Here is a 23,784-nt window from a genome sequence, read left to right on the forward strand (position 1 = left end):
TGCGGACCTGCGCGTGTTCCCGCTGCGTATCGAAAACGGAATGATCGAGGTTGCGGTGCCGGATGCAGCGCCGGGGCCAGACGAGCGGCCGGTGGGGGTCTGAACTGATTTTCGCCTGCCACAAGGCATAGGTTTCAGCGGGCCTGTCAGCCTCTAGCATCTCCGTCAAACATTGGGAGAATGCCAAGATGCCTTATACCGGCCCGTTCGAGGACCGCCTCGCCATTCGCGAATTGCTTGAGACTTATGCCGATGCGGTGACGCGCCGCGATGCGGGCGATTGGGGCGCGACCTGGGCGCAGGACGCCGAGTGGTCGCTGCCCGATTATCCCGAGATCGGCACTACCAAAGGCCGGGAAGCGATCGTCGGCATGTGGGTGGAGGCGATGAAGGCCTATCCCGGCATCATGTTCGAGGCATGGCCCGGCTCGATCGAGGTGGACGGGGAAAGTGCGGTGATGCGCAGCTATACTTCAGAAGTCTACGATCAGGGCGGCGTGACCATGCGGGACCGGGGTGTCTATGAGGATACCTGCGTCAAGCTGGACGGAAAATGGCACTTCAAGAGCCGTTCGTTTCGCAATATCCACCGTCAGCACGGGCCCAAGGGGGTCTGAAACCAAAGGCGTCGTCCCGGACCCGGTCCGGGACGACGGTTCAATTCACCAGAGTTTCACGCGCTTTTCCGGCGGCAGGTAGAGTGCGTCGCCCGGCTTTACGTCGAAGGCCTTGTACCATGCGTCCACGTTGCGCACGGTCAATGTGCGGTACTGGCCCGGTGCATGGGCATTGCCGATCACTTGACGGCGCAGCGCGCCTTCGCGGTCCTTGCTGGCCCAGCTCTGCGCATAGGCGATGAAAAAGCGTTGGTCGCCTGTGTAGCCACCTACCACGGGCAATTCCTTGCCGCCCAGCGCCTCGCGGTAGGCATCATAGGCGGCAACCAGGCCGGCTACGTCGGCGCCGTTTTCCCCCAGTTCCAGTTTGCCGTTAAGGTGCAGGTCGGGGAAAGGCGCATAGGCGTCGAACTGGGCGACGAGGGCCTGGCTCTGCGTTTCGAAATGGGCAAGATCCTCGGCGGTCCACCAGTTGCGCAGCGTGCCCGTGGCGTCGACCGCCGCCCCGCTGGAATCGAAGCTATGGCTGATTTCGTGGCCGATGACTGCACCGATTGCGCCGTAGTTGGCGGCGAGGTCTGCGGCAGGGTCGAAGAACGGCTTCTGCAGGATCGCGGCGGGGAAGTTGAGTGCGTTCTGCACCGGCAGGTTCACGGCGTTGACGAGTTGCGGGTTCATCCACCATTCGCCGCGGTCCTGCGGTTTGCCGAGTTTCGCCAGCTGCTGCAGCGTCTTGCCCCGGATCGCCGCCATGCGGTTGGCGTACGCCTGGCCGGGCTTGATCGTGACCATCGAATAGTCGAGCCAGGTGTCGGGGTAGCCCACACTGACGACCATGCCGTCCAGCTTGGCGCGCGCTTCCTTGCGCGTGGCCGGCGACATCCAGTCCAGCGCGTCGACGCGGCGGGCGAAGGCGTGTTTGATATGGGTCGCCATTTCTTCGACCTGATGCTTGGCCGAGGGCGGGAAATAGGCCTCGACGTAGAGCTTGCCCAGCGCATTGCCCAGGTCTGCGTTGACCGAGGAAAGGGCGCGTTTTTCGCGCGTGCGCTGCTGCGGCGTGCCTGACAGCGCGGTGTCGAAGAAGGCGAAATGCAGCGCGTCGATCTTCGTGGACAGCACGTCGGTGTTGGCGTTGATGCGGTGGAAGGCGAGCCAGTCCTTCCAGGCGTCCAGCGGCTCGGATGCGACCAGCGCGGCGATGCCGGTCACGGCTGCAGGGCTGTAGACATCGAACGACTGCTGGCGCGGCATCCGGGCGGCGTCGAGGTAGGCTTCCCAGTCCATGCCAGGCGCGTTCTTCGCGAAGTCGGCCCGCGTCCATAGCGTGCCTCCGGCAGTGAAGTCGGCGACATCGGCCTTGCTGGCATGGGCCTTGGCGATCTTCGTTTCCAGATCGAGGATGCGGCCTGCGCGAACCTCTGGCTGGTCGATGCCAGAGAGGCGCAGCAGGTTGGCGACATAAGCCTTGTACTGGCCGCGCAGAGTGACCATCCGCGCTTCGTTCGAGACGTAGTATTCCCGGTCGGGCAGGCCGAGGCCGCCTTGGAAGAGATAGGGCACTACCTCATCGCTCTTGAGGGCTTTGGTGATGAACAGGCCGAACAGGTTTTCCGTCGCCATGTCGTTGTTATTGTTGAACAGATCGAGGTCGCTCTCGGTCTGGTCGCCCAGTACGCGGACCAGCTGCGCCTTGTCGGCGATGGCGGCATAGCGGGAAAAATCGGCTTTCAGCGGGGCGAGACCGTTCTTGTCGATCGCGGCAGTGTCCATGTAGGCGCGCCAGTAGTCGGCCACGCGGGCCTTGTCCGTACCAGCGGCCGGTTTCGCCGCAAGGATGCCGGAAATCAGCTGCATCTGCTGGCGCTCGGTCTCATCGGCGGCGACGGTGTGCGAGCCGATGCGGCTGCGGTCCTCGGGGATATTCGCCCGCGCAAGCCAGGTGCCGTTGGAGAACAAGTAGAATTCGTCACCCGGCTTTACAGACTTGTCCATCGCGGTTTCGTCGATGCCGGTAGTCGCGGTCTGCGTGACTGCCTTTGGCGCGGGATTGGCGGCGGCGATGGAGAGAGGCGCGGCGGCTGTCAGCAGCAGCGCAGTCAGCAGGCGGGTGGTGTGCATCGGGCAAAATCCTCTGGCGGCAGGGGCACAACGCATGGAGGCCCGCGCCGGGTTCATGGGCTTTGGCCTAGCCGCTCTTGCCGTCCGGGCCAACCGACGTGCGTGAGAAAATTACGCAGCTGCGCAATAAATATCCCGCCGTGGCAGCGGCTCCGGGGAGAGGGGATATGCAAAAAAGGAGGCGGAGCCCATGGGACCCCGCCTCCTTCGCGTAGTTTATCAGAAGCGCTTCGGCTTAGAAGCGCTTGGTCACTTCCACCATAACGGTGCGGGGCAGGGTGCCGAAGCCGAGCTGGTCGGCCTTGATGCCTCCGGCCGTGCCGGTGCCGCCGCCGGTCGAAGGACCGTCAACCACGCCGGTGACGTAGAACTGGTTGGTCAGGTTCTTGCCGATGAGGGCAAGCTGCCAGTTGTCGTCCTCGGCGCCGAAGCGCAGGCCTGCGTCGATCGTCACGTACTTGCTCTGGCGCGACAGCGGATTGCCGAAGCCCGAGGCGAGGTAGCTGGCCGAATACTTGGAGTCGATATTCAGACCCAGCTTGTTGGCCGAACCAATCGACACTTCGTAGTTGATGCCGAGGTTGCCTGTCCACTTGGGCGCGACTGAAAGCTGCTCGCCGGAAAGGTCCTGACGGCTGTTGCCGGACAGGTTGCAGCCTTCACCCGGGGTCTGGCCTGCAAAGCACGGTGCCAGCGGGAAGTCGGTGTAGCGCGCCTTGTCGTAATTGATCGAGCCGTGGATGTCGAAGCCGGCGATGCCGTTCGGGGCGAACTGCCATTCCACTTCGATGCCCTTGGTGCGCGCATCAGCAGTGAGCGTCTGGAACGCGAAGATCGGCGAGTTGAAGAAGTCGACCTGCAGGTTCGAATACTTGTAGTTGAACGCGGTCACGTTGAAACGCAGCTGGTTGGACAGCAGCGTCGACTTGAAGCCCAGTTCGAAGCCCTGCGCCTTTTCAGGATCGAAGGTGAGATCGGCGGTCGGGTCGGTCGAGAACTTCGAGTTGATGCCGCCGTTTGAGAAACCACCGGACTTGTAGGCGGTCTTGAACGCGCCGTAGACCATGAGGTCGGACGTCGGCTTCCAGGTCAGGGTGGCTTCAGGCGACCAGTTCTGGAAGTGCTGGCGCGCGGTTACCTCACCCAAACCATCGGGGTCGTTCTGATCGCGGAAGATGCCCAGCACCAGCGGGTTGTTGTAAGGCTGGGTGAAATAGCTGTTCTTCGTCTCGTCCGAATAGCGCACGCCGGCGGCCAGTTCGAGGTTCGACAGGATCTTGTAGGTGGCCTGGCCGAACACGGCCATGGTCTCGCCCTTGGTGAAGCTGCTCTTGGCGGTAGTGACGTACTGGAAGCCATCGGGCGCCGCGGAGTTCGAGACGCCGCCGGTCAGCACGAACTGGTCGAAATCACGCTGGGTCTTCTGGTAGAGCATGCCCACCATCATGTTGAACGGCCCGTCGAACTGCGTCAGCGCCCGCAGTTCCTGGCTGAACGCCTTCCACGACGAGTTCTCGGTGGCCCAGGTCGGGCCGATGCCGTTCTCGCTGCCGGCCGACTGGAAATCGCAGGCGCAGGCCCAACGGTTGTTGTTCCACTGGTAGTTGGTGACCGACGAGACCTGCAGCAGATCGGCGTCATAGGTCACGTTGAGGGTGCCGCCGGCCGAGCGGTACTTGTTGTACAGCGAGCCGTCCTTCTTGGCGTAAGGATAGTTGGCCGCGATGTCGGCCGGCATGTTGTTCTGGTGGCTGACGAAGTCCTTGCCGCAGGCATAGCCGTTGAGCTGCGACGTTTCGCCATTGCCGCAGCGGAACGCCACATAGTTCCACGAGGAGTTGTTGACCGTGCTCACGTCCATGGTGCCCTTGAGGTTCACGGTCAGGCGGTCGGTCGGCTCCCACTTCAGGGTGGCGCGGGCGAGGAATTCCTCTTCGCCCGGGGCCTTGCGCTTGGCAGGCTCGGCGGTGTGGGTGGTGAAGTTGCCGGTAGCGGAATCAAGCTCGGTATAGTTGATGGTGTCGGCTTCGTTGCGATAATAGCCGCCGTCCATCTTGGTGTAGCGCGCAGCAAGGCGTACGCCGAGGGTGTCGGTCAAAGGCATCGAAGCATAGCCTTCGACGCGGTACTGCTGGCTTTTGAACTCGTAGCCGCCCTTTATCATGAACTCGGGCTTGGCGGTGGGATCGGCGGTGGTGATCGAGATCACGCCGGCGGTTGCGTTCTTGCCGAAGAACAAGGCCTGCGGGCCCTTCAGCACTTCGACGCGGGCAAGGTCGAAGAAACCTTCCTGAATGACGCGGCCCTGGCCGTAATAAGCGCCGTCGACGACGACCGCGACCGACTGCTCGATGCCGATCGAGGTCGAGGACGAACCGATGCCGCGAAGCGTCAGCTGTGCGCCCGAGCCGTTGGAGGCGCGGCCGACGCTGAACTGCGGTGCGATGGCGGTGATCTTCTCGACGCTGGTGACATCACGGTTGGCGATCTGCTCGGCCGAGATGGCGGTCACGGCGACCGGCACGTCCTGCGCGGTTTCCTGACGCTTGCGTGCAGTGACGATGATGTCGCCCAGGCCGCCGGTCTGGGCCGACTGCTGCGCGGTGTCGTCCTGGGCGACCTGTGCGATCGCGGGCGCCGCGCTCAAGGCAATGCCGAGCACGGTCGATGCGAGCAACACGGATTTTGTGAATCGCATTTCAGAAACCTCCCATGTAATTTTGTAATCGTTATTTTTTGCTGCCTAGACCCGCGCAGGTTCGGGGGCGTCCTGTTCAAACTGATAGGCCTATCAGTTTGAACAGGTGGCGCGTGGATGCAGGCGGGCAAGGGTCCGCCGCGAGGAGACCTGAATTGACCGTTTGTCGTTACTGGCGATTGGATCGCCATCCCCAGGGGAACACCGATTTCTCGCGGTTTTTAAGCCTGCAGGAGGAACAGTGCGCAGCCCTTGCAGACGGCGAGGTTCGCATCGCGGTGGAATGGCTGTCGATGGATGCAGGCACCCGCATGTGGATGAGCCCGCGCACCGATGGCTATCAGCCGCCTCTGCCGCTGGGCTCCAAAATGGTCGGCCTCGTGCTGGGCCGCGTGATCGACAGCGCCGATGCGGCCTATCCGGTCGGCGCGTTGGTGCGCGGCTTCGGGCAGTGGGCGGATGTGGCAACCGTGGTGCCGGCGCTGACCGGATTGGAAGTGGTGGACGAAACCGTTGCCGATCCTCGCCAGCACTTCGGCGCGCTCGGCATGAATGCCTGGACTGCGTACGTAGGCGTCAAGGAAGTGGCGGCGGTGAAGGCGGGTGAATGGCTGGTGGTTTCCGCCGCAGCCGGGGCGACCGGCAGCATCGCCTGCCAGGTTGGCAAGAACCTGGGCGCTAAAGTCGTCGGCATTGCCGGGGGTGCGGAAAAGTGCAGGTTCCTGACCGAGGAGATCGGGGTCGATATGGCGATCGACTACCGGGGCGATGATGTCGCCGCGCGGCTTGCCGAAGTGCCGGGCGGGATCAATGCCTTCTTCGACAATGTCGGCGGTCCGATCCTGGACGCGGTGCTGGGCAACATGGCGCATTATGGCCGCGTCGCGGTGTGCGGCATGATCGCAGGCTATGACAACGACGCGCCGATGGCCGGCCCGGCGCAGTTCGATCAGGTCCTGATGCGGCGGCTAAGGATCGAGGGTTTCTTCATCCCCGATTTCCTCGAACGCGGCGCCGAATTCATGCCCCAGCTTCGCGAATGGCTGGATGACGGCAAGCTCTCGGTTCGTTTCGACGAGACCGGCGGCCTGGAAAACGTCCTGACCGCCTACGAGCGAATGCTGACCGGCAAGAACATCGGCAAGGTCGTGGTCCGGCTGTAATGCCGATCATCCGCCACCGCACAGGGGGGCTTACTTGGTGGAGTATTCGCCGGGCTTGGCCTTGAAGTTCTCCTGCGCGAATGCCCGAGCGGCATTTGCGGTCTTGAACAATTCGTCCTGTAGAGTAGCCGTAACCAGCGGATAACCCTGTGAATTATAGCGGGTCGTTCTCACGGTGAGGCGAAAATGGCCGTCCGCGTCCTTCTTGATAAGGAATGGGCGTGAGCTGGGATCAATCATGAATGAGATTCTCGTTCAACAGTGCGGGCCAAGGGGCGAGTAAAGCGGTGCGGATGTTCTGAAACATCCGCACTCACACTCAATCTTCAGGCAGGCTGAAGATTGACGGCCGAGGTCTTGCCGCGCCTGTCGGTTTCCAGTTCATAGGAAACGCGCTGGTCCTTGCTGAGGGTGTCCATGCCGGCGCGCTCAACGGCCGAGATATGAACGAAGGCGTCGTCGCCGCCGGTCTCAGGCGCAATGAAGCCATAACCCTTGTCGGCGTTGAAGAATTTCACGGTTCCAGTAGTCATATCGGTATCCTTTGTCCGACGCATAACGGCATGCGCCATCGCGGCACATTCCGGCTTCATGAGGCTCGTAAGGGACAAAGGTGGCAGCATGGCTGCCCGATGGTCCGTCGCACGCGACGTCAGCAGCGGGTGCCATAGGCCGTATTTGCACAAAATGCAATTATTGGGTGGGCCGGTCTCGACATTCCGGAAGTGCAAGGCCGGAAGCGGGAGAGCAACGCCCCCCGCATCGCTATCCGGCGGCGGTCAGTTTCGTCAGCCAGGCCTGGGCCTGCTTGGGCTCGCCCACGGCCTGGGCGTCCACCGGACCGCGTGAGGCGAGGAACTGCTGATGCAGTTCGAACGGCTCCATGAACAGCTGTTCGCGCGCGGCGTCGATTTCCTCGCCCAGTTCGGTGAGGGCTTCGATGGTGGGCGCGGCAGCGGCGCGGGCGACGCGATCCGCATTGTGGCCGAACAGGCCCCACTTGCCTGATGCGGTTACCCGCAGGGCTGCGATCAGTGCCGCAAGGTAGTCTTCTTCGAGACTTGCCCGAAGAGTGTCCAGACGTTCGAGACGATCCGCTTTTGCCATAGTCTGCGTGCCCTATACCGCTACCAGGGCGCTCGCAAGCTGCCGCGCCCCGGTATCCGGCACATCACATCGCGGTCACGCCGCCGTCGACGGTGAATTCGCCGCCGGTGACGTAATTGGCCTCGTCACTGGCGAGGAACAGGTTCATGTTGGCGATATCGAGCGGAGTGCCCATGCGCTTCATCGGGATGCTGCCGACGATCTCCTTGAATCCTTCCGGGTTGTCGCGCCGCGCGACGTCCTGCATCGCGGTCTCGATCATGCCGGGGTGCACAGAATTGCAGCGGATGTTTTCGGCCGCACATTCCATCGCCACGACCTTGGAGAAGATGCGCACGCCGCCCTTGGCCGCCGCATAGGCGCCGCACATCGGCACGCCGACAAGGCCGCCGATCGAGGACAGGTTCACGATCGAGCCGCCCTGGCCGACCTTGCGCATCAGTGCGACCGCGCGCTGGGTGCCGTAGAACACGCTGTCGAGGCAGACCTTGTTCTGCTTCGACCAGTCGGTGGCGGTCAGTTCGGCGATCGGCTTGAGCACGGCGATGCCCGCATTGTTGACCAGCACGTCGAGGCGGCCGTGGCCCTTCTCGATGGCGGCGAACACTTCGTCCCACGACGCTTCGGTGGTGACGTCGTGTGCCAGCGCTTCGGCCTGGCCGCCAGCGTCGACGATGGACGCCGCCACACCCTGCGCGCCGGCAAGGTCGAGGTCGGTCACATACACGAAGGCGCCTTCTTCGGCGTAGCGCTGCGCAGTGGCGGCGCCCAGTCCGCGCGCGTTGCCTGCGCCGGTAACCAGAGTGATCTTGCCTTCGAGACGGCCCATAATCATGTTCCTTTTCAATATCATAAGGGTGCCCGGCAAAGAACAGCCGGACACCCCTATGGTTGCCCTGAAGGGCGGGTAAGTCTTAGAACTTCACGCCGACGGTCGCTCCGTAAGTGCGCGGCTCCAGCGCCATGCCGAACGAGAACAGTCCGGCCACGGTGAAGGCGTGCGTCGTGGTTTTTTCGTTGGCCAGATTGCGGCCAAAGAAGCGGAAGTATGCTTCCTTGTCGCCCACGTCGAAGTTGAAGGTCAGGCTGGCGTCGAGGAGATCCTGCGTTGTGGTACGCACGCGGGCGTCGTTGCCGTTGACGGTCACCGCAGTGGTCTGGCCGGCCCCGTTGAGCAGAGGCGTCAGCGAATCCTGCGAGATCTGCTCGTCGTAGGGGCTGATATGGCGCCAGCCGCCCGTTGCGACGATCTTGCCGAAGCTGGTCGGCACTTCGTATTCTGCGCCGAGCGATGCCGTGAACTTGGGTGCGTAGATCAGGTTGTTGGCCGAGTAGTCGAACGGCACCAGCCCGGCGCCGCAGGCGTTCGAGGCGGCATTGGCAGTCGCGCCGCAAGTGATGAAGTTGCGGAAGTGCGACTTCATGTACGCGGCCGAGGTGGTGATGCGGAAGAACGGCGTAATGCGCAGGGTGCCGTCCATCTCGATGCCCTTGATGCTGGCGCCGCCGGGCACGTTGCCGGTGATCGTCTGGTTGCCCAGCGGGCCGCCCGGCACGGTCAGGTTCTGCTGCATGTCCTTGTAGTCGGAATAGTAGCCGGCAAAGTTCAGTTCCAGCTTGCGGTCGAAGGCCGAGAACTTGGCGCCGATTTCGTAGGCGTCCACGGTCTCGGGCTGGAACGGCGTGCTGGCGGTGGCGGCGGTGGCGGCGCGGGGGCTGAAGCCGCCCGAACGGTAGCCGCGCGACCAGCTGGCGTAGAGCATGACGTCGCTGCTGGGGCGATAATCGATGCCGATCTTGGGCGTGAACTTGGTGAAGTTCGCATCGCCCGAACCGATCAGCCCGGCCTGCGCGAAGCGGTTGGTCAGCTTCTTGTTGTCATGGCTCCAGCGGCCGCCGAACGAAAGGCGCCACTTGTCGGCGAAGGCCCAGTTGAAGTCGCCGAAGAAGGCATAGCTGGTGGTCTTGCCCAGGTTGGTCTGCGGGTTCTGGTCGAATTCCATCGGCGAAACCGACGGGTCGAAGCCGAAAAAGCGGGTCCACTGCGTCAGGCTGTACTTCGAGTGGAAATAATAACCGCCGACAACATAGTCGAAGCCAGTGAACAGGTTGCCTGCTGCGCGCAGTTCCTGGCTCCACTGCGTGTACTTCTGGCGGCGGTCGACATAGTACAGGTCGCTCGACGAACCGTCGAAGTCCTGGGTCTGCGCTTCCTTGGAATGGCGCCATCCGGTGATCGAGCTGAGCTTGATGTCGCCCAGGTCGTAATTCATCTGCAATGTCGCGTTAGGCGCCTTGTAGGTGCTCTTCGCGGGCAGGGTGAAGACGGTGTAGAGATCGGTGGTATTGTTGCGTCCGCACTCGTTGGCGGCGATCAGCCCGCAGAACAGTTCCGTGCTGTTGGTGAGGTTGCTGACCACCGGCTCGAAGCTCTGCTCGACGTTCTCGACCGTGAGCTGGGCGTCGAAACCCGATCCGGCCGGTTCGAACAGCAGGCTGCCGCCATAGCTGTCGGCCTTGCTGCCGCCGGCGCGGGTGTTGCGGATGGCGTTGCGGTAGAAGCCGTCGGATTCGTTGTGGAAATACCAGGCCTTGACGCCCCAGGTCTCCCCGTCGCCGTAGTTGAGGATTGCCTTGCCGGCCCAGGTGTTCCAGCGGCCATAGGTGAATTCGGCCTTGCCGCCGGGCTCCATGGTCGGCTTGGTGCGGGTGATGTTGATGACGCCGCCGATGGTGTTGGCGCCGAACAGGGTACCCTGCGGGCCGCGCAGCACTTCGATCTGGGCGATGTCGAAGGCGTCCTGCAACTGGCCGGTGTTGGTGCCGATGGTCACGCCGTCTACCACGACGCCCACGGTCGGAGTCTGGGACTTTTCGATGTCGGCATAGGTCAGGCCGCGGATAGAGATGTTGGCTGCCTGCGCGCCCGAATTCTGCTGGGTGATAAGCAGGCCCGGTGCGGCGCCCTGAAGGTCGCCGATGTTAGCCGAGGCCTTGTTTTCCAGCATCGCTGCGTTGATCGCGGTGATGGCGACCGGCGTCTCCTGCAGCGTTTCCGAGCGGCGACGGGCCGAGACGATGATCTCATTCGGATCGACCGCAGTAGCTGCCGGAGCAGCGTCCTGGGCGAAGGCCGGCGCGGAAACACAGGTGAGTGCGCTGGTGCCCAGAGCGAGCTTGATGAGCGTGGCAGACCACGCTCCGCGAACATGTGCGGATGCCATCATATCTATCCTCCCATGCGGCCGTTTGCTTTCCCGGCCGTCATTGCCTGTGCACTATGGAACATATTGCGCCGCCGCCTACCTGTCGATTTGCACAGGTGCGGCAAATTGCGTGAAGTTCGACCAGTCGATTTGAAAAGGAGATTGATGCCATGGCCGAAAACCGGCGCTTCCTGCTTGCTCGCAGGCCCCAAGGTTCGCCCGTCCCCGAAGACTTCCAGCTAGAGGCTCAGGACATTCCCGCAGTTCCGGCGGGCGGCATCGTCGTGCGCAACCATTATGCCTCGCTCGATCCGGCGCAGCGCGGATGGATGGACGACGCGGAAAGCTACATGCCGCCGATCCCGCTGGGCGATCCGGTGCGCGCAACGACGGTGGGCGTGGTCCATGCGTCCGACAATCCCGACTTTCCGGTCGGCCAGTGGGTCATGGGCCTGAACGCGCTGGAGGATTATTCAGTGGCGATGCCGGGTGGCTTCACCATGCCGATCGACGTCGATGCCGTGGCCTCGCCGTCGAACTATCTCTCGGCGCTGGGCGCGGTGGGGCTGACGGCTTACTTTGGCCTTAGCGAAATGGCGAAGCCCCAGCCGGGCGAAACGCTGCTGGTATCGGGCGCGGCAGGTGCGGTCGGTTCGGCAGTGGGCCAGATCGGCAAGATCATGGGCTGCCGGGTGGTGGGCATCGCCGGCGGCGCGGACAAGTGCCGCCGCCTGATCGAGGACTACGGCTTCGACGCGGCCATCGACTACAAGGGCAAGGATCACGATGCGCTTGTGGCCGCGATCACCGAGGCGGCGCCCGGCGGCGTCAACGTGGTGTTCGAGAACGTCGGCGGCCCGGTGCTCGAGGCGGAAGTCTTCACTCTGGCCCACCATGCGCGGATCGTGCTGTGCGGCCTCATCGCCGAATACAACAGCCCGGAAAAGCTGGGTTTGAGAAACCTGTGGCAGGTGCTGGCACGCCGCGCGACGATCCATGGCTTCCTGATCGCCGATTACGCGGGCCGCTTTGCAGAGGGCGGCGCGCAGATGGCAAAGTGGCTGGGCGAAGGAAAGCTGCGCGCCGATGAGGACGTGCAGCACGGGCTGGAGAACGCCTATCCGGCCTTCATGCGCCTGTTCTCCGGCGCCAACACCGGCAAGCTCGTGTTGAAGATCGCATGAGTATGCGGCTTCAGGGGCGAAAGGCCGTGGTCACCGGCGCGGCTTCGGGCATCGGCGCGGCAGTGGCAGCGCGGCTGGCGGCGGACGGGGCGCAGGTCTTCACCGCCGACATCCAGGGCGAGGTCGATTTCGTGGCCGACCTCACCGGCGCGGATGCCAACGCGCGGCTGGTAGCGGAGGCGATCGCGCGGATGGGCGGGCTGGATATCGTGGTGCCCTGCGCCGGGATCAGCACCTTCCATCCACTGGAGGGGCACGATGATGCCTATTTCCAGCGCGTGCTCGACGTAAACCTGATCGCCGTGTTCCGGCTGGTGCGCGAGGCTGCGCCGCACCTCAAGGCGCATGGGGCAGGGCGGATCGTCACCATCGGCTCCACCACTTCGACTTACGGCGACGAGGGGCTGTGCGCCTACTCGGCCTCCAAGCACGCGGTGCTGGGCCTGACCAAGTCGATCGCGGCGGAACTGGGGCCTTTCGGTGTCACGGCCACCTGCGTTCAGCCGGGCGCCATCGACACCCCGATGACCGCCCCGGCTTTCGACCAGATGCCGGAATACCGCACCTTCTGGGAAGGCAAGGCTCCCCTGCGGCGTCTGGGCAAGCCCGAAGACATCGCCGATGTCGTGGCATTCCTGTGCAGCGAGGATGCGCGCTTCGTTTCCGGCCACGGCCTGTGGGTGGATGGCGGTGCGATGGTGCGGCACTGATAATAAAGCGGCACTGCCAATAAAAAAGCGGCGGACCTTCGAGAAGGCCCGCCGCACTGTTTCCTCTGGAGGAGGGAACCGTCAGAACTGGGTGCGTTTGGTATAGCCGTTGTCGACCACGATGTTCGCGCCGGTCATCGCCTTGCAGGAAGGCGAGACGACGAATGCGATCGCCTTGGCCAGTTCCTCACCGGTGGTGAAGCGGCCCGAAGGCATGTTGGCCAGCGTCGCATTGTAGAAATCGGGCGCGGCGGTCTTGAGGTGAGTCCAGGGACCATCCTCGGTCATCACCGGGCCGGGCGTGAAGCAGTTCACGCGGATGCCTTCGGGGGCGAGCGCCTGCGCCAGCGAGGAAGCGTAGTTCATGACTGCGGCCTTGAGAGCGTTGTAGGGCTGGACACCCATGAATTCCTCGACGGCGCCGGTCGAACTGAGGCACACGATCGAGGCGTTGTCCGATTTGGCGAGGTGCGGGCGGGCTGCGGCGATACCGCGGCGCATCGGCAGGATATCGGCCTGCAGCACCGCTTCCCATGCTGCGTCGGTGTCTTCGCCAAGGTTGGTCGAGGTGAAGCTGATGAAGATGTCGCAGCCGCCAAGCGCTTCGGCAGCCTTGTCGACGAAGGCGGGGACCGCATCGACCTGGGTCACGTCGGCCGTCTGGCCATAGGTTTTCACACCCGAGCTAGCGATTTCGGAAAGGACGTTGTCGACCTTGTCCTTTGAACGGCCGCAGATGGCGATATCGCAGCCTTCAGCGGCAAGTACGCGCGCAACCACGCGGCCGATGCCGCCGTTCGCGCCTACGAGAATGGCCTTGAGGCCTTTCAGTCCGAGATCCATGTATTGCGCTCCTCTGCCACGCGCGGCGTTCTTTGTACCTGCATGCTTTCGGCCCTGGGCGGCGGCGAGGCCACTATTAGTTTAGTCAGGAATGGTCGCCGGCCAGCCGTGCTAGCGCACCGGGCGATAACGCAAAACAGGAGAGTTCGCATGGCGGGTTTTGAACGGGGACGCCTTGACGGCAAGCGCGCCGTCATCCTTGGTGCCAGCAGCCCCGGGAATATGGGACAGATCATCGCCCGGCGCCTGATGGACGAGGGCGCAAGCGTGCTTGTCTCAGGCCGCAAGGAAGACGTCCTCGCCGACTTTGCTGCGCAGCATGACTGTGCATGGGCCTCCTGCGACCTGACCGATAAAGCCAGCGTCGATGCTCTGGCGGATAGCGCGGCGCAGGCGCTGGGCGGCATCGACATCGCCGTGAATGCAACCGGCTGGGGCCTGCTGAAGGGCTTTCTGGAAACCACCCATGACGAGCTGATGGCGATGACCATGCTGCAATATGTCGGGCCGTTCCACTTTTATCAGGCGATGGTCGGTAAGATGGCGCGCAGCCGGGGCGGCGAGGGCGGCTCGATCATTCAGATCAGCTCGGCTACCGCCACGATCATGCTGAACGACCATGCCGCTTACATGGGCACAAAGGCCGGCGCGGACCACGTGATCCGCTGCGTCGCGCATGAGTTCGGCGTCGAGGGCGTGCGGGCGAATTCCATCTCGCCGGGCCTGACCGATACGCCGATGACGTCCGATGCCAAGCAGGTGCCCGGACTGTTCGACGCCTTCCTTGCAGGCTATCCTCTAGGCCGCATCGGCACCTCGGCCGACATCGCCGCCGCTGTCGTCTGGCTATCCAGCGACGAGTGTTTCATGACGGGTGAGAACCTGCAGGTGAACGGCGGCCTGACCCTTCGGCGCAATCCCATGAAGTCGGAGATCGACGCGGCCGTAATGGCTGCTATGGGAGCGAATTGAATTAGAGCTTCCTGGGGAGGAAGGGCCGGCGGCGGTGTTCCGATGGACACCGTCGCCGCTTTCGTTTTGTACCTTCCCGAGGCAGGCTCGGGAAGGAAGTTAGACCGTCGTTTCCACCAGAGCCTTCACATCGGCCCGGAGCACGTCCTTGCGTACTTTGCCTGAGGCCGTGCGTGGAAAATCCTCGCGAAACTCAAAGCGCTCGGGGGTTTTCTGCCGGGCAAGGCCGCTGTCGGCGATATGCGCGGCGAGTTCCTGGGGGCTCGGTGCCTCGCCCGCAGCGATGATATAGGCGCACACGCCTTCGCCCAGCCGTTCGTGCGGCATGGCGACCACGGCGGCCTCGCGCACGCCGGGATGAGCGTGCAGCACATCCTCGATCTCCTTGGCCGAGATGTTCTCGCCGCCGCGGATGATGAGGTCTTTTTTACGCCCGGTGATGGTGATCGCGCCTTCGGACGTGCGCACGCCAAGATCGCCGGTGCGGAAATAGCCGTCAGTGGTGATCGCCTCGCGGGTTTGTGCTTCGTCGGCATAGCCCAGCATCATGCCGGGGCCGCGTGCGAGGATTTCGCCTTCCTGCCCGTCCGGCAAGTCGCGGTCCTCGTGGTCGACGACGCGGATGTCGTAGTCGACGATGGCGCCGTCCGTCGTTGCGGCAAGCCGCTCGACATTGGGCCAGCCGAAGGTGACGAGCGGTACTTCCGATGCGCCGAAGACCCGAAAGGCGCGGCAGTGGTCGAAGGCGGCGTTGGCGGCGGGGATAAGGTCTGCCGGAACCGCAGCACCTCCGCAGGCGAAGAAGCGGAAGCTGGGCAGGCGGTTGCCGCTTTCACGCGCTGCTGCGGCGAGTTCGACGAGGAACGGCGTCGCCGCCACGGTGCCGACCGCCTGGTGACGGTCGATCAGCGCCAGCGCCTCGGCCGCATTCCAGCTTTCCATCAGCACCGTGCGGGTGCCGCAGATGAAGGGCGCCTCCAGCCCGTTGGCATAGCCCGAGACATGGGTGACGGGCGAGGGCATCAGCGTCGCTTCGCCTTGCGTAAGGCCCCAGTAGGCCCCGCTTTCGCGCAGGATACGGGCGATGGAGACGTGGCTATGCAGCACGCCCTTGGGCCGCCCGGTGGTGCCCGAGGTATAGAGCACCATCTTGACGCCCAGCGGATCGACCTTGGGCCGGGCAAAGGACAGCGCGCGGCCTTCCTCGATCAGTGCAGCATAATCGTCCGCGCCTTCTCCGCGCACGGTGAATACATGGTCGAGATCGGGCAGCACATCGGCAAGGCGCCTTGCCATGGCGGCATAATCGAAGCGGCGGAAAGTGGATGGCACGAAGACCGCCCGCGCGCCGCAATCGGCCAGCATCAGCGAGACTTCATGGTCACGGTAGATCGGCACGATCGGATTGATGACGAGCCCCGACATCGCTGCGGCCGTGTTGATGACCATCGCTTCGCGCCAGTTGGGCACCTGAAAGGCGATGACATCGCCGGGCCGCAGTCCGCGCGTATACATCGCTGCGCTTAGCGCCTCGGCCTCCGCCACGACCTCGGCGCGCGTCACGCGCGTCTCGCCTTCGATCAGCGCGACGAAGCCCGGGTCGGCCTCTGCCAGTGCTGTCGCAGCTTGCGCAATTGTACGCTCGTCCCAAAGCCCCGTGCCCGCATAGGCGGCAAGGTGCTGTGGCGGCGATTCTAGCCATGCCCACGGAGGGCTTATCCTCTCACTCATAGCGCTTGAGTGCTCCGCATGTGTCCTCAGGCCAACTGGCCAAAATGCCAATCGGGCCAAAATGAGTTCCTCTCGCCTATCACCTTGCGCAGCTTGTCGCCACGCCCTCGCTCGCGCAGGGTCTCACCATAAACAATCGGGAGATGACCGTGGAACGCGTAAAGCGCATTGGCGATGTGGCCGAGATCATGCTCGACTACGTCGAGAACAAGAAGACCTATCAGACGGACAGCCCGCTTCGGGTGCCGACCAGCAGCTATACCGACAAGGACCAGTTCAAGGCCGAGATGGAGCTGGTGTTCAAGCGCACGCCGCTGATGCTCGCCTTCACCGCCGAACTGCCGAATCCCGGCGATTACAAGGCGATGGACGCCGTCGGCTCGCCGGTTCTGATCAACCGTGACAAGCAGGGCAAGGTCCGCGCTTTCCTGAACGTATGCTCGCATCGCGGTGCCCCGGTGGCGCCGGACGGCAAGGGCAACTGCGCGCGCTTCACCTGCAAGTACCATTCGTGGACTTATGGCTCGGATGGCAAGCTGATCGGTATTTCCGAGCCGGGCACCTTCGGCCAGGTCGACAAGAGCCAGATGGGCCTGCGCGAACTGCCCTGCGAAGAGCGCGGCGGCATGATCTTCGTATGCCTGACGCCCAATGCGCCGATTGATCTCGACTCTTATTTCCAGGGCTACCTGGAAGATTTCGAGGCGCTCGACTTCGCCAACTGGACCTATCTCGGCAACCGCACGATCGAGGGCGCGAACTGGAAGATCGCATTTGACGGCTACCTCGAGGGCTATCACTTCAAGTCGCTGCATCCCGAGACGATCTTTCCGCGCACGCCTTCAAACTGCACGCATTACGAAGGCTTCGGCCCGAACATCCGCATCGGCTTCCCGCAGCACACCATTGCGGAGCAGCTCAAGGATGTCCCCCGCGAGGAATGGGGTAACCGCGAGAATTACGGCTACGATTTCGTGCGCATCTTCTTCCCCAACGTGTCGATCTTCATCGCGCCGGAGATCACCCAGGTCGCGCAGCTGTTCCCCGGACCGACGCCGGACCGCAACCGCACCGTCCTCAACTACCTGCGCCGCGATCCGGTGAAGGACGAAGCGGACCAGGAAGCTGTCGAGGCAGCGATGAACTTCTTCCGCGACGTGACTTACGAGGAGGACTACGTCATCGGCCTGGAGATCCAGCGCGGTCTTGAATCCGGCGCGCATGACGAACTGACGTTCGGCAAGAACGAGCGCGGCAACCAGTACTTTCATGAGTGGCTGAACTGGTATCTGGAGGACGACGCCTCAGCGCCCCAGCCGCAGATGTGAAGATATCCGCCGACCCCGCGCCTGCCCTTGTGGCGGGTGCGGGCCGCGCCGTGCGATGCTCGGACGTGCGCACGACTTACCAGCTGCCCCGGGAGAGGCCATAATGCACAAATTGTCCCTGGCATCGGGCGTATTGCCCGAGTTCGGCGCCGTCGATGTGGTCGAGGCGGGCGCCGCTGCCGGCTTCGATGCGGTTGGCCTGTGGGTCGATCCGCTGGAGTGGACCGCGCAGCATGCGCGCGACACCCGCGCAGCATTGGCGCGCACCGCGCTCCCAGCGCTCGATGTCGAGGTGGTGTGGATCAGGCCCGACACGAAGCTGGACGATCACCGCAAGGTGCTGGACGTGGGGGCAGAACTGGGCGCGGCGAACGTGCTTTGCGTGTCCTCTCACCCCGATGTCGGCGTGACGGTAGACGAATTGTCGGCGCTGTGCCGCCATGCCGAAGGTTCCGGAATGCGGGTGGCACTGGAGTTCGGGATCTTTACCGAGGTGAAGAACCTGAGCCAGGCGCTGGCCGTGCTGGACCGCGTGGGGCATCCCTTGCGCGCCGTGCTGGTAGATCCGATCCACGTCGACCGTTCGGGCACCACCATCGAGCAGATCGCGGCAATCGATCCGATGCTGCTGCCCTATGCCCAGATCTGCGACGCGCGCGCCGAGCGGCCTGATCCGGCCGATTTCGACGCCGTCATCACCGATGCGATCGACCTGCGCGAGCAGTGCGGGCAGGGCGTGCTGCCGCTGGCCGGAATGCTGCAGGCGCTGCCGGCGGGCATTCCGCTGTCGATTGAACTGCGTTCGGCCGCCCTGCGTGATGCATTCGCGCACCCCGCCTTGCGCGCCAAGGCTGTGCTCGACGCGACGCGCGGCTGGATGGAGACGCTGGCATGACCGTTACGGTGATCACCCTTCTCAAGCGGCGCGAGGGCATGAGCCCGCAGGACTTTCGCGCCTATTACGAAAGCAACCACAGCAAGATCGGCGAGGCCGTGCTGTCGGGCTATGCGACGCGCTATGTGCGGCGCTTCCTGACGCCGATGGACGGCGTCGACCAGCCTTTCGATTACGACGTGGTGATGGAGATCGACTTCCCGGACGATGCCACCCGCGATGCCTGCTTCACCGCGCTGCGCAATCCCGAAACGCTGGCGATGATCGTGGAGGACGAGGAAAAACTGTTCGATCGCAGCCGGGTCAGGACGTTCAGCGTAACGCAAAGTGCGTCTAAGATGCCGCCCGTGCCGCTGGCGCAGGCCTGAGTGAAGTCCTGTCGTCATCCCGCCGAAGGCGCACCTGGCGGATAGTGACAAGGATGCAGCCGGAAATGCCGGAGTGATGCCGGCCTTCCTGCCTGTTTTCTGGGGCATGGCGTCGGCGCGGATGTTGCGCTTAACCAGAATATGAAAACAGGCACCGAACAAGCACCTTCCCGAGGCGTGTCGCCATCCGGAGCTTGGTTGAGTGCTGACCGCGCCCTTTTGCCCGATAACTCTATGTCAGATCGGCAGGATCTCCGGCGTTTCGTGGATTTCCAGAATCTCGAACACATTGCCGAAGAAATCGCGGCAGTACGTTCCCGCATAGCCGTGCTTCCCCCCGTGTTCGTCCACGGTGATGCCTTCCAGCATCGGCGGCGTATGGACCGGCAGGCCCGCTGCTACGATGCGGTCGTGGACTGCGGTGATGTCCTCCACCTGTAGCGCCATATGGGTATAGCCGTATTCGTTCACGCCCCGGCGCGGGTCCTGCGGGGCCTGTTTTGGGGCATTGTACTGGAACACCTCGATCTGCACGTTGCCAAGGCGGCAGAAGAACTGTTCGGCGGCGCTGCCTTCCAGGCCTACGACCTGATCGATGAAGGGATTGTCGGCCCAGCTCAGCGGCTCCACCTCCTCGACCGCGCCCAGCACGTCGAGATAGAATTCGCGGGCCTTGCCCAGATCCGGCACGGATACGCCGATGTGGTGGACGCCGATTATGCCGGGAAGTTTGCGGGTCATGGTCCGCTCTCCTCAAATAAAGTGCCGGGGCCGCCGGGTGACGGCCTCATGCTGGCCTGTCATACCTGGCTGAAGCCGCCATCCATCACGAGTTCGTCGCAGGTCATGAAGCTCGATGCGCTGGAGGCGAGGAACACCACGCCGCCGGCCATCTCGTCTGCCCTGCCCAGGCGGCCGATGGGGTGGGATGCGTTGACCGCTGCCAGCGATGCTTCGCGCGAAGGCGATGCCCCCAGTTCGATATAACGGTCCATGATCGAGCCGAGCATCGGCGTGTCGATCCCGCCGGGATGCACCGAATTGACGCGGATGTTGTATTTCAACGCAGCGAATTCCGCGCCAAGACACTTGCTGAGCATCTTGATCGCCGCCTTGCTGACGCAATAGGCCGCATTGAACGCCGCGCCGCGAAGCCCGCCGACGCTGGAGAAGTTGATGACGGAGGCACCGGAAGTGCGCGCCTTGCCGCCTTCCTTGAGCAATTCGAGCATGACCTGCGTGCCGATGATCGCCGAATCCACGTTGATCGCGTTGACCTTGTGGAACTCGCTGAGCGGGGTGTCCTCGAACTTGGTCACGATCGAGAAGCCCGCGTTATTCACGAGAGCGTCGAGCCGGCCGTACTTTTCGCGCACCAGCGTTTCCACTGCGCGCCAGTCGGCCTCGCTGGTGACGTCGTGCCTGAGGTAATGGTCGGCGCCTTCGATTTCGGCGTCGTCCTTGAGGTCGGTGGCGATCACGGTGGCGCCGGCGGCCTTCATGGCCTTGACGATCTCGCGGCCGATACCGCCGGCCGCGCCGGTGACGACGGCGACCGTATCGGGAAGGGCGATGGTCATTTCAGGGTCTCCCGGTGACTTTTATTTCCCAACCCCATCTCCGTCATCCCCGCCTTTGCGGAAATGACGGAGATGGGGGCGTTACATCACTGCGCGGTCCAGCCGCCGTCGATGACCAGCTCCGCGCCGGTCATGTAGGAACTGTCGCTGCCGGCGAGGAAGAACACCGCGCTCGCCAGTTCAGACGGATCGGCAAGGCGGCCGATCGGCGTCTTGCTGGCCATCAGGTCCACCAGATCCTGCGTCTGCTTGGCCGCGCCGCTATCGACCCAGCGCTGGAAACCTTCCTGCAGAAGCGGAGTGATGACGAAGCCGGGGTGCAGCGAATTGGCGCGGATCGGCATCTTCTTTTCGGCGAATTCCAGCGCGATCGACTTGGTGAACAGTCGCACCGCGCCCTTGCTGGCGTTGTAGCCGGACACTTCGCTCATGCCGACAAGGCCCATGATCGAGCTGACGTTGATGATCGAGGCGCCGCCTTTCACCTCGGCGCCGCTGGCTTCCATCAGCGGCACGAAAGTGCGCGTGCCCAGGAACACGCCGTCGACGTTGATGCTCATGATCCGGCGCCAGCCCTCCAGCGAAGTGGTGGCGACGGGGCCGGTCAGGTCGATACCGGCGTTGTTGACGAGGATGTGCAGCTTGCCGTGGCGCTCGGTCACGGCGGTAAGCACTTTGGCCCAGTCTTCCTCGCTGGCGACGTTGGCCTGCACGTAGCTGGCGGCCTGACCGAGCCGGGCGAGGGTGGACGCGGCCGCTGCGCTGTCGGCGGCCTGAAGGTCGGTAAGCACCACTTCGGCGCCCTCCGCCAGGAATCGCTCCACGCAGGCGAGGCCGATGCCCCGCAGGCCGCCCGAAACGAGAGCGACGCGGCCCTTTAGGCGCTGTGAACCCAGGTCCGTCATACGCCGTTCATCCCTGCGGTGGACGCGCCGTCCATGGTGAATTCGCTGCCCGAGCAGAACCGGGCCTCGTCGCTGGCGAGCCAGGCGACCATGCCGGCCACTTCACTGACGGCGGCCATGCGGCCCATCGGCGAAAGACCTTCATAAGCGGCGCGGGTGGCGACGGGATCGCCCGACTTGTCGATCAAATTCACGATCAGCGCCGTTTCGACGACACCCGGAAGCACGGCATTGACGCGGATCTGGTACTTCTTGTTGCCCGAATGGACCGCCGCCGACTTGACCAGCGCGATCACGGCAGACTTCGACACCGAATAGGCGCAGAAATTCCCCATCGCCCGGTTCGCATTCATCGACGAGTTGACGATGATCGAGCCGACTGGCCCTTCCGGGTTCTTGGCCATGGCGCGCATCGCGTGCTGCACGGTAAGCATCACGCCGGTCAGATTCACGCCGATGACGTTATTCCAGCCTTCGATCCCGATATCCTCGATGCTGCCGTCGCCGCTTTCCGTGCCGGCATTGGCGAAAGCGATGTCGAGACGGCCGTGCTGCGCCAGGATATCCGCCATCAGCGCGTCCCAGGCGGGAGCATCGGTGACGTTGTGCTTGACGAACTGCGCACCGGTGGCGGCGCACAGGGTGTCGGCTGCGGCCTGGTTGGAGCCGGTGAAAATAACTGTCGCACCTTCGGAGCACAGGCGCTCCACGGTGCCGGCGCCGATGCCGGAAGTTCCTCCGGTAACGAGCGCCACCTTGCCTTCAAGCCGCTTCACGGCATTCTCCCAATGACTATTGGCGCCCAACATGGCGCTTCCTGATCCCGCGACAACCTATGATTTTGAGCAAGGTGACTTGCGCGCCCGGAAGGTCCAGACAATGTCCAAACAGGAAATCCGTGCTTGGGAGATTTGATAGCAATGGCTGATCGCGACCCCGAAATCGCCCAGAAACTGGGCGAAGATCGCAGCGAAGGCATTAGCTGGGCCGACCTTATGGCCCTCGATTCGCGCACTCCGCCTTCGATTCTGACGGAAGAGAGCTATACCTTTCGCGGGTCGGAACCGATTCCGGCGGAACGTTACACCAGCGAGGAATTCGCGCGCCTGGAACGCGAGCGGATGTGGCCCCATGTGTGGCAGTTCGTCGCGCGAGAGGAAGACCTGCCCGAAGCCGGCGACTACATCGTCTACGAGAACGCCGGCCGCTCTTTCCTCGTCACTCGTCAGGACGACGGCTCGATCCGCGCCATGCACAACGTCTGCCTCCACCGTGGCCGCAAGCTGCGCACGGAGGAAGGTTTTGCGGACAAGTTCGTGTGCCCGTTCCATGGCTTTGCCTGGAAGAAGGACGGCAGCTTCGATTCGATGCCCTGCCAGTGGGACTTCCCACATCTGGAAAAGCAGAACCTCGATCTGCCGGAGGCCGAAGTGGGCCGCTGGGCGGGCTACGTGTTCATCCGCGAAGAGAAGGGCGGCCCCAGCCTCGAGGAATTTCTCGCGCCGCTGCCCGATCACTTCAAGCGCTGGCGGCACGAGGAATGCGCCAGTGTGATGCGCGTCGCCAAGGAAGTGCCGGCCAACTGGAAGGTCGTGATGGAGGCCTTCATGGAGGCCTGGCACACCATCGTCACCCATCCGCAGCTGCTGCCGTTCACGGGCGATTCCAACGCCGCCTACTGGACCTGGGGCGACAACGTGAACGTCAACCTGGTCCCCTTCGGCATCATGAGCCCGCACATCCAGGAGGGCCAGGGCGAGCAGTGGATCGTCGACGAGTTCATCAAGTACAACGGCCGCTCTGGTGACAACTACGAGGGTGAGGCCCACGCCAATCCGATGGCGATCACGGTGCCCGAGGGCATGACCGCCCGCGCCGCGCTGGGCGAGGCGATGCGCAATGCCTATGCCGAAAGCACGGGTTACGACCACAGCCACGCTACCGACGCCGAGCTGCTCGACGGGCTGGTCTATAACGTGTTCCCGAACTTTGCGCCCTGGGGCGGCTACATGCCGAACATCGTCTACAATTGGCTGCCCGGCAAAACGCCCGATACCTGCATCATGGAAGTGCGCATCCTGGCGCGCATTCCCAAGGGCCAGCCGATCCCGCGCGGCGCCCCGCTCAAGATGCTGCGCCTCGACCAGAAATGGACCGAAGCGCCCGAACTGGGCATCCTGGGCGACGTGTTCGAACAGGACATGGACAACCTTCCTTACGTCCAGCAGGGGCTTCACGCCTCGAAGACGGGCAAGGTGAACCTTGGCAACTATCAGGAAATCCGCATCCGTCAGTTCCAGGACACGATGATGAAATACATCGAAGGCGAACTCGGCGGATCGAAGGAAGCCTGACA

The 23,784-nt window shown here is 63.5% G+C and carries 23 protein-coding genes (1 of these 23 only partly in view); 10 read left to right on the plus strand and 13 right to left on the minus strand.

Translation table 11 applies throughout. From position 1 onward, the window contains the following. Positions 1 to 103 carry the end of a Rieske (2Fe-2S) protein gene (locus tag TQ38_RS05690; RefSeq protein WP_043975624.1) on the plus strand. The gene continues 248 nt to the left of window position 1, outside the view, so the window shows 103 of its 351 coding nt (coding positions 249–351); the start codon falls outside the window, past its left edge; the stop codon is at positions 101 to 103. An 85-nt stretch (positions 104 to 188) separates the two neighbouring features. Then, a complete protein-coding gene (locus tag TQ38_RS05695) occupies positions 189 to 617 on the plus strand; it encodes a nuclear transport factor 2 family protein (RefSeq protein ID WP_043975561.1) in 429 nt (142 codons plus the stop codon). A 45-nt stretch (positions 618 to 662) separates the two neighbouring features. Here the strand turns inward: TQ38_RS05695 and TQ38_RS05700 are convergent, their stop codons facing one another. Further along, positions 663 to 2,738, minus strand: a complete 2,076-nt coding sequence (locus TQ38_RS05700) for a M13 family metallopeptidase (RefSeq protein ID WP_043975562.1) — start codon at positions 2,736 to 2,738, stop codon at positions 663 to 665. Positions 2,739 to 2,973: 235 nt separating this feature from the next. Continuing rightward, positions 2,974 to 5,436, minus strand: coding sequence for a TonB-dependent receptor (locus TQ38_RS05705; RefSeq protein WP_043975563.1), 2,463 nt, complete (start codon positions 5,434 to 5,436; stop codon positions 2,974 to 2,976). A gap of 155 nt (positions 5,437 to 5,591) precedes the next feature. Between TQ38_RS05705 and TQ38_RS05710 the strand changes: the two genes are divergently transcribed. Further along, positions 5,592 to 6,599, plus strand: coding sequence for an NADP-dependent oxidoreductase (locus tag TQ38_RS05710; protein WP_043975564.1), 1,008 nt, complete (start codon positions 5,592 to 5,594; stop codon positions 6,597 to 6,599). Positions 6,600 to 6,629: 30 nt separating this feature from the next. Here the strand turns inward: TQ38_RS05710 and TQ38_RS05715 are convergent, their stop codons facing one another. The 5 genes from TQ38_RS05715 to TQ38_RS05735 all read right to left on the minus strand — a co-directional run bounded on the left by TQ38_RS05715 (position 6,630) and on the right by TQ38_RS05735 (position 10,933). Next, the gene (locus TQ38_RS05715) at positions 6,630 to 6,839 is read right to left on the minus strand and encodes a hypothetical protein (protein ID WP_043975565.1); all 210 of its coding nucleotides are present in this window, start codon (positions 6,837 to 6,839) and stop codon (positions 6,630 to 6,632) included. A gap of 86 nt (positions 6,840 to 6,925) precedes the next feature. Then, positions 6,926 to 7,132, minus strand: a complete 207-nt coding sequence (locus TQ38_RS05720) for a cold-shock protein (protein ID WP_043975625.1) — start codon at positions 7,130 to 7,132, stop codon at positions 6,926 to 6,928. Positions 7,133 to 7,364: 232 nt separating this feature from the next. Beyond that, complete coding sequence (locus TQ38_RS05725; RefSeq protein WP_043975566.1) at positions 7,365 to 7,706, minus strand: hypothetical protein; 342 nt, start codon at positions 7,704 to 7,706, stop codon at positions 7,365 to 7,367. 64 nt (positions 7,707 to 7,770) lie between these two features. Then, a complete protein-coding gene (locus TQ38_RS05730; protein WP_043975626.1) occupies positions 7,771 to 8,535 on the minus strand; it encodes an SDR family NAD(P)-dependent oxidoreductase in 765 nt (254 codons plus the stop codon). Between the two features lie 85 nt (positions 8,536 to 8,620). Then, a complete protein-coding gene (locus TQ38_RS05735; protein ID WP_370059787.1) occupies positions 8,621 to 10,933 on the minus strand; it encodes a TonB-dependent receptor in 2,313 nt (770 codons plus the stop codon). Between the two features lie 149 nt (positions 10,934 to 11,082). Here TQ38_RS05735 and TQ38_RS05740 point away from each other — a divergent pair, with 149 nt between their 5' ends. Both TQ38_RS05740 and TQ38_RS05745 read left to right on the plus strand, forming a co-directional pair. Continuing rightward, the gene (locus tag TQ38_RS05740) at positions 11,083 to 12,096 is read left to right on the plus strand and encodes an NADP-dependent oxidoreductase (protein WP_043975567.1); all 1,014 of its coding nucleotides are present in this window, start codon (positions 11,083 to 11,085) and stop codon (positions 12,094 to 12,096) included. Next, entirely contained in the window at positions 12,093 to 12,806 is a 714-nt protein-coding gene (locus TQ38_RS05745; protein WP_052505724.1) for an SDR family NAD(P)-dependent oxidoreductase, read from the plus strand. The genes TQ38_RS05740 and TQ38_RS05745 overlap by 4 nt, the downstream gene beginning before the upstream one ends. Before the next feature lie 81 nt (positions 12,807 to 12,887). Here the strand turns inward: TQ38_RS05745 and TQ38_RS05750 are convergent, their stop codons facing one another. Further along, positions 12,888 to 13,649, minus strand: a complete 762-nt coding sequence (locus TQ38_RS05750; protein WP_043975569.1) for an SDR family NAD(P)-dependent oxidoreductase — start codon at positions 13,647 to 13,649, stop codon at positions 12,888 to 12,890. A 150-nt stretch (positions 13,650 to 13,799) separates the two neighbouring features. Here TQ38_RS05750 and TQ38_RS05755 point away from each other — a divergent pair, with 150 nt between their 5' ends. After that, a complete protein-coding gene (locus TQ38_RS05755; protein ID WP_043975570.1) occupies positions 13,800 to 14,621 on the plus strand; it encodes an SDR family NAD(P)-dependent oxidoreductase in 822 nt (273 codons plus the stop codon). Positions 14,622 to 14,720: 99 nt separating this feature from the next. Here the strand turns inward: TQ38_RS05755 and TQ38_RS05760 are convergent, their stop codons facing one another. Beyond that, a complete protein-coding gene (locus tag TQ38_RS05760) occupies positions 14,721 to 16,352 on the minus strand; it encodes an AMP-binding protein (RefSeq protein ID WP_043975571.1) in 1,632 nt (543 codons plus the stop codon). Between the two features lie 143 nt (positions 16,353 to 16,495). Between TQ38_RS05760 and TQ38_RS05765 the strand changes: the two genes are divergently transcribed. The 3 genes from TQ38_RS05765 (at position 16,496) to TQ38_RS05775 (ending at position 18,943) form a co-directional block, all read left to right on the plus strand. Continuing rightward, positions 16,496 to 17,680, plus strand: a complete 1,185-nt coding sequence (locus TQ38_RS05765) for an aromatic ring-hydroxylating dioxygenase subunit alpha (RefSeq protein ID WP_043975572.1) — start codon at positions 16,496 to 16,498, stop codon at positions 17,678 to 17,680. Positions 17,681 to 17,783: 103 nt separating this feature from the next. Beyond that, positions 17,784 to 18,575, plus strand: a complete 792-nt coding sequence (locus TQ38_RS05770) for a sugar phosphate isomerase/epimerase (RefSeq protein WP_043975573.1) — start codon at positions 17,784 to 17,786, stop codon at positions 18,573 to 18,575. Further along, a complete protein-coding gene (locus TQ38_RS05775) occupies positions 18,572 to 18,943 on the plus strand; it encodes an EthD domain-containing protein (RefSeq protein WP_043975574.1) in 372 nt (123 codons plus the stop codon). The genes TQ38_RS05770 and TQ38_RS05775 overlap by 4 nt, the downstream gene beginning before the upstream one ends. A gap of 237 nt (positions 18,944 to 19,180) precedes the next feature. Here the strand turns inward: TQ38_RS05775 and TQ38_RS05780 are convergent, their stop codons facing one another. The 4 genes from TQ38_RS05780 to TQ38_RS05795 form a co-directional block, all read right to left on the minus strand. Continuing rightward, the gene (locus tag TQ38_RS05780) at positions 19,181 to 19,684 is read right to left on the minus strand and encodes a VOC family protein (RefSeq protein ID WP_043975575.1); all 504 of its coding nucleotides are present in this window, start codon (positions 19,682 to 19,684) and stop codon (positions 19,181 to 19,183) included. Between the two features lie 59 nt (positions 19,685 to 19,743). After that, on the minus strand, positions 19,744 to 20,523 hold the full coding sequence (locus TQ38_RS05785; protein WP_043975576.1) for an SDR family oxidoreductase: 780 nt from the start codon (positions 20,521 to 20,523) through the stop codon (positions 19,744 to 19,746). Positions 20,524 to 20,609: 86 nt separating this feature from the next. Beyond that, the gene (locus TQ38_RS05790) at positions 20,610 to 21,428 is read right to left on the minus strand and encodes a glucose 1-dehydrogenase (protein WP_043975577.1); all 819 of its coding nucleotides are present in this window, start codon (positions 21,426 to 21,428) and stop codon (positions 20,610 to 20,612) included. Continuing rightward, positions 21,425 to 22,204 (minus strand): SDR family NAD(P)-dependent oxidoreductase, encoded by a 780-nt coding sequence (locus TQ38_RS05795; protein WP_043975578.1) that lies wholly within the window; start codon positions 22,202 to 22,204, stop codon positions 21,425 to 21,427. The genes TQ38_RS05790 and TQ38_RS05795 overlap by 4 nt, the downstream gene beginning before the upstream one ends. Positions 22,205 to 22,348: 144 nt before the next feature. Here TQ38_RS05795 and TQ38_RS05800 point away from each other — a divergent pair, with 144 nt between their 5' ends. Beyond that, positions 22,349 to 23,782: an SRPBCC family protein gene (locus TQ38_RS05800; RefSeq protein ID WP_043975579.1), complete on the plus strand. Its 1,434-nt coding sequence runs from the start codon at positions 22,349 to 22,351 to the stop codon at positions 23,780 to 23,782. The last annotated feature ends 2 nt before the right edge of the window (positions 23,783 to 23,784 follow it).

The sequence above is a fragment of the Novosphingobium sp. P6W genome, from assembly GCF_000876675.2.
GTDB lineage: Bacteria > Pseudomonadota > Alphaproteobacteria > Sphingomonadales > Sphingomonadaceae > Novosphingobium.

Excerpts from the sequence above, each read along its gene's own strand:
- TQ38_RS05695 (WP_043975561.1), top strand. The coding sequence starts at position 189 with ATGCCTTATACCGGCCCGTTCGAGGACCGCCTCGCCATTCGCGAATTG.
- TQ38_RS05700 (WP_043975562.1), bottom strand. The coding sequence starts at position 2,738 with ATGCACACCACCCGCCTGCTGACTGCGCTGCTGCTGACAGCCGCCGCG.
- TQ38_RS05705 (WP_043975563.1), bottom strand. The coding sequence starts at position 5,436 with ATGCGATTCACAAAATCCGTGTTGCTCGCATCGACCGTGCTCGGCATT.
- TQ38_RS05715 (WP_043975565.1), bottom strand. The coding sequence starts at position 6,839 with ATGATTGATCCCAGCTCACGCCCATTCCTTATCAAGAAGGACGCGGAC.
- TQ38_RS05720 (WP_043975625.1), bottom strand. The coding sequence starts at position 7,132 with ATGACTACTGGAACCGTGAAATTCTTCAACGCCGACAAGGGTTATGGC.
- TQ38_RS05725 (WP_043975566.1), bottom strand. The coding sequence starts at position 7,706 with ATGGCAAAAGCGGATCGTCTCGAACGTCTGGACACTCTTCGGGCAAGT.
- TQ38_RS05730 (WP_043975626.1), bottom strand. The coding sequence starts at position 8,535 with ATGGGCCGTCTCGAAGGCAAGATCACTCTGGTTACCGGCGCAGGCAAC.
- TQ38_RS05735 (WP_370059787.1), bottom strand. The coding sequence starts at position 10,933 with ATGATGGCATCCGCACATGTTCGCGGAGCGTGGTCTGCCACGCTCATC.
- TQ38_RS05740 (WP_043975567.1), top strand. The coding sequence starts at position 11,083 with ATGGCCGAAAACCGGCGCTTCCTGCTTGCTCGCAGGCCCCAAGGTTCG.
- TQ38_RS05745 (WP_052505724.1), top strand. The coding sequence starts at position 12,093 with ATGAGTATGCGGCTTCAGGGGCGAAAGGCCGTGGTCACCGGCGCGGCT.
- TQ38_RS05750 (WP_043975569.1), bottom strand. The coding sequence starts at position 13,649 with ATGGATCTCGGACTGAAAGGCCTCAAGGCCATTCTCGTAGGCGCGAAC.
- TQ38_RS05755 (WP_043975570.1), top strand. The coding sequence starts at position 13,800 with ATGGCGGGTTTTGAACGGGGACGCCTTGACGGCAAGCGCGCCGTCATC.
- TQ38_RS05760 (WP_043975571.1), bottom strand. The coding sequence starts at position 16,352 with ATGAGTGAGAGGATAAGCCCTCCGTGGGCATGGCTAGAATCGCCGCCA.
- TQ38_RS05765 (WP_043975572.1), top strand. The coding sequence starts at position 16,496 with ATGACCGTGGAACGCGTAAAGCGCATTGGCGATGTGGCCGAGATCATG.
- TQ38_RS05770 (WP_043975573.1), top strand. The coding sequence starts at position 17,784 with ATGCACAAATTGTCCCTGGCATCGGGCGTATTGCCCGAGTTCGGCGCC.
- TQ38_RS05775 (WP_043975574.1), top strand. The coding sequence starts at position 18,572 with ATGACCGTTACGGTGATCACCCTTCTCAAGCGGCGCGAGGGCATGAGC.
- TQ38_RS05780 (WP_043975575.1), bottom strand. The coding sequence starts at position 19,684 with ATGACCCGCAAACTTCCCGGCATAATCGGCGTCCACCACATCGGCGTA.
- TQ38_RS05785 (WP_043975576.1), bottom strand. The coding sequence starts at position 20,523 with ATGACCATCGCCCTTCCCGATACGGTCGCCGTCGTCACCGGCGCGGCC.
- TQ38_RS05790 (WP_043975577.1), bottom strand. The coding sequence starts at position 21,428 with ATGACGGACCTGGGTTCACAGCGCCTAAAGGGCCGCGTCGCTCTCGTT.
- TQ38_RS05800 (WP_043975579.1), top strand. The coding sequence starts at position 22,349 with ATGGCTGATCGCGACCCCGAAATCGCCCAGAAACTGGGCGAAGATCGC.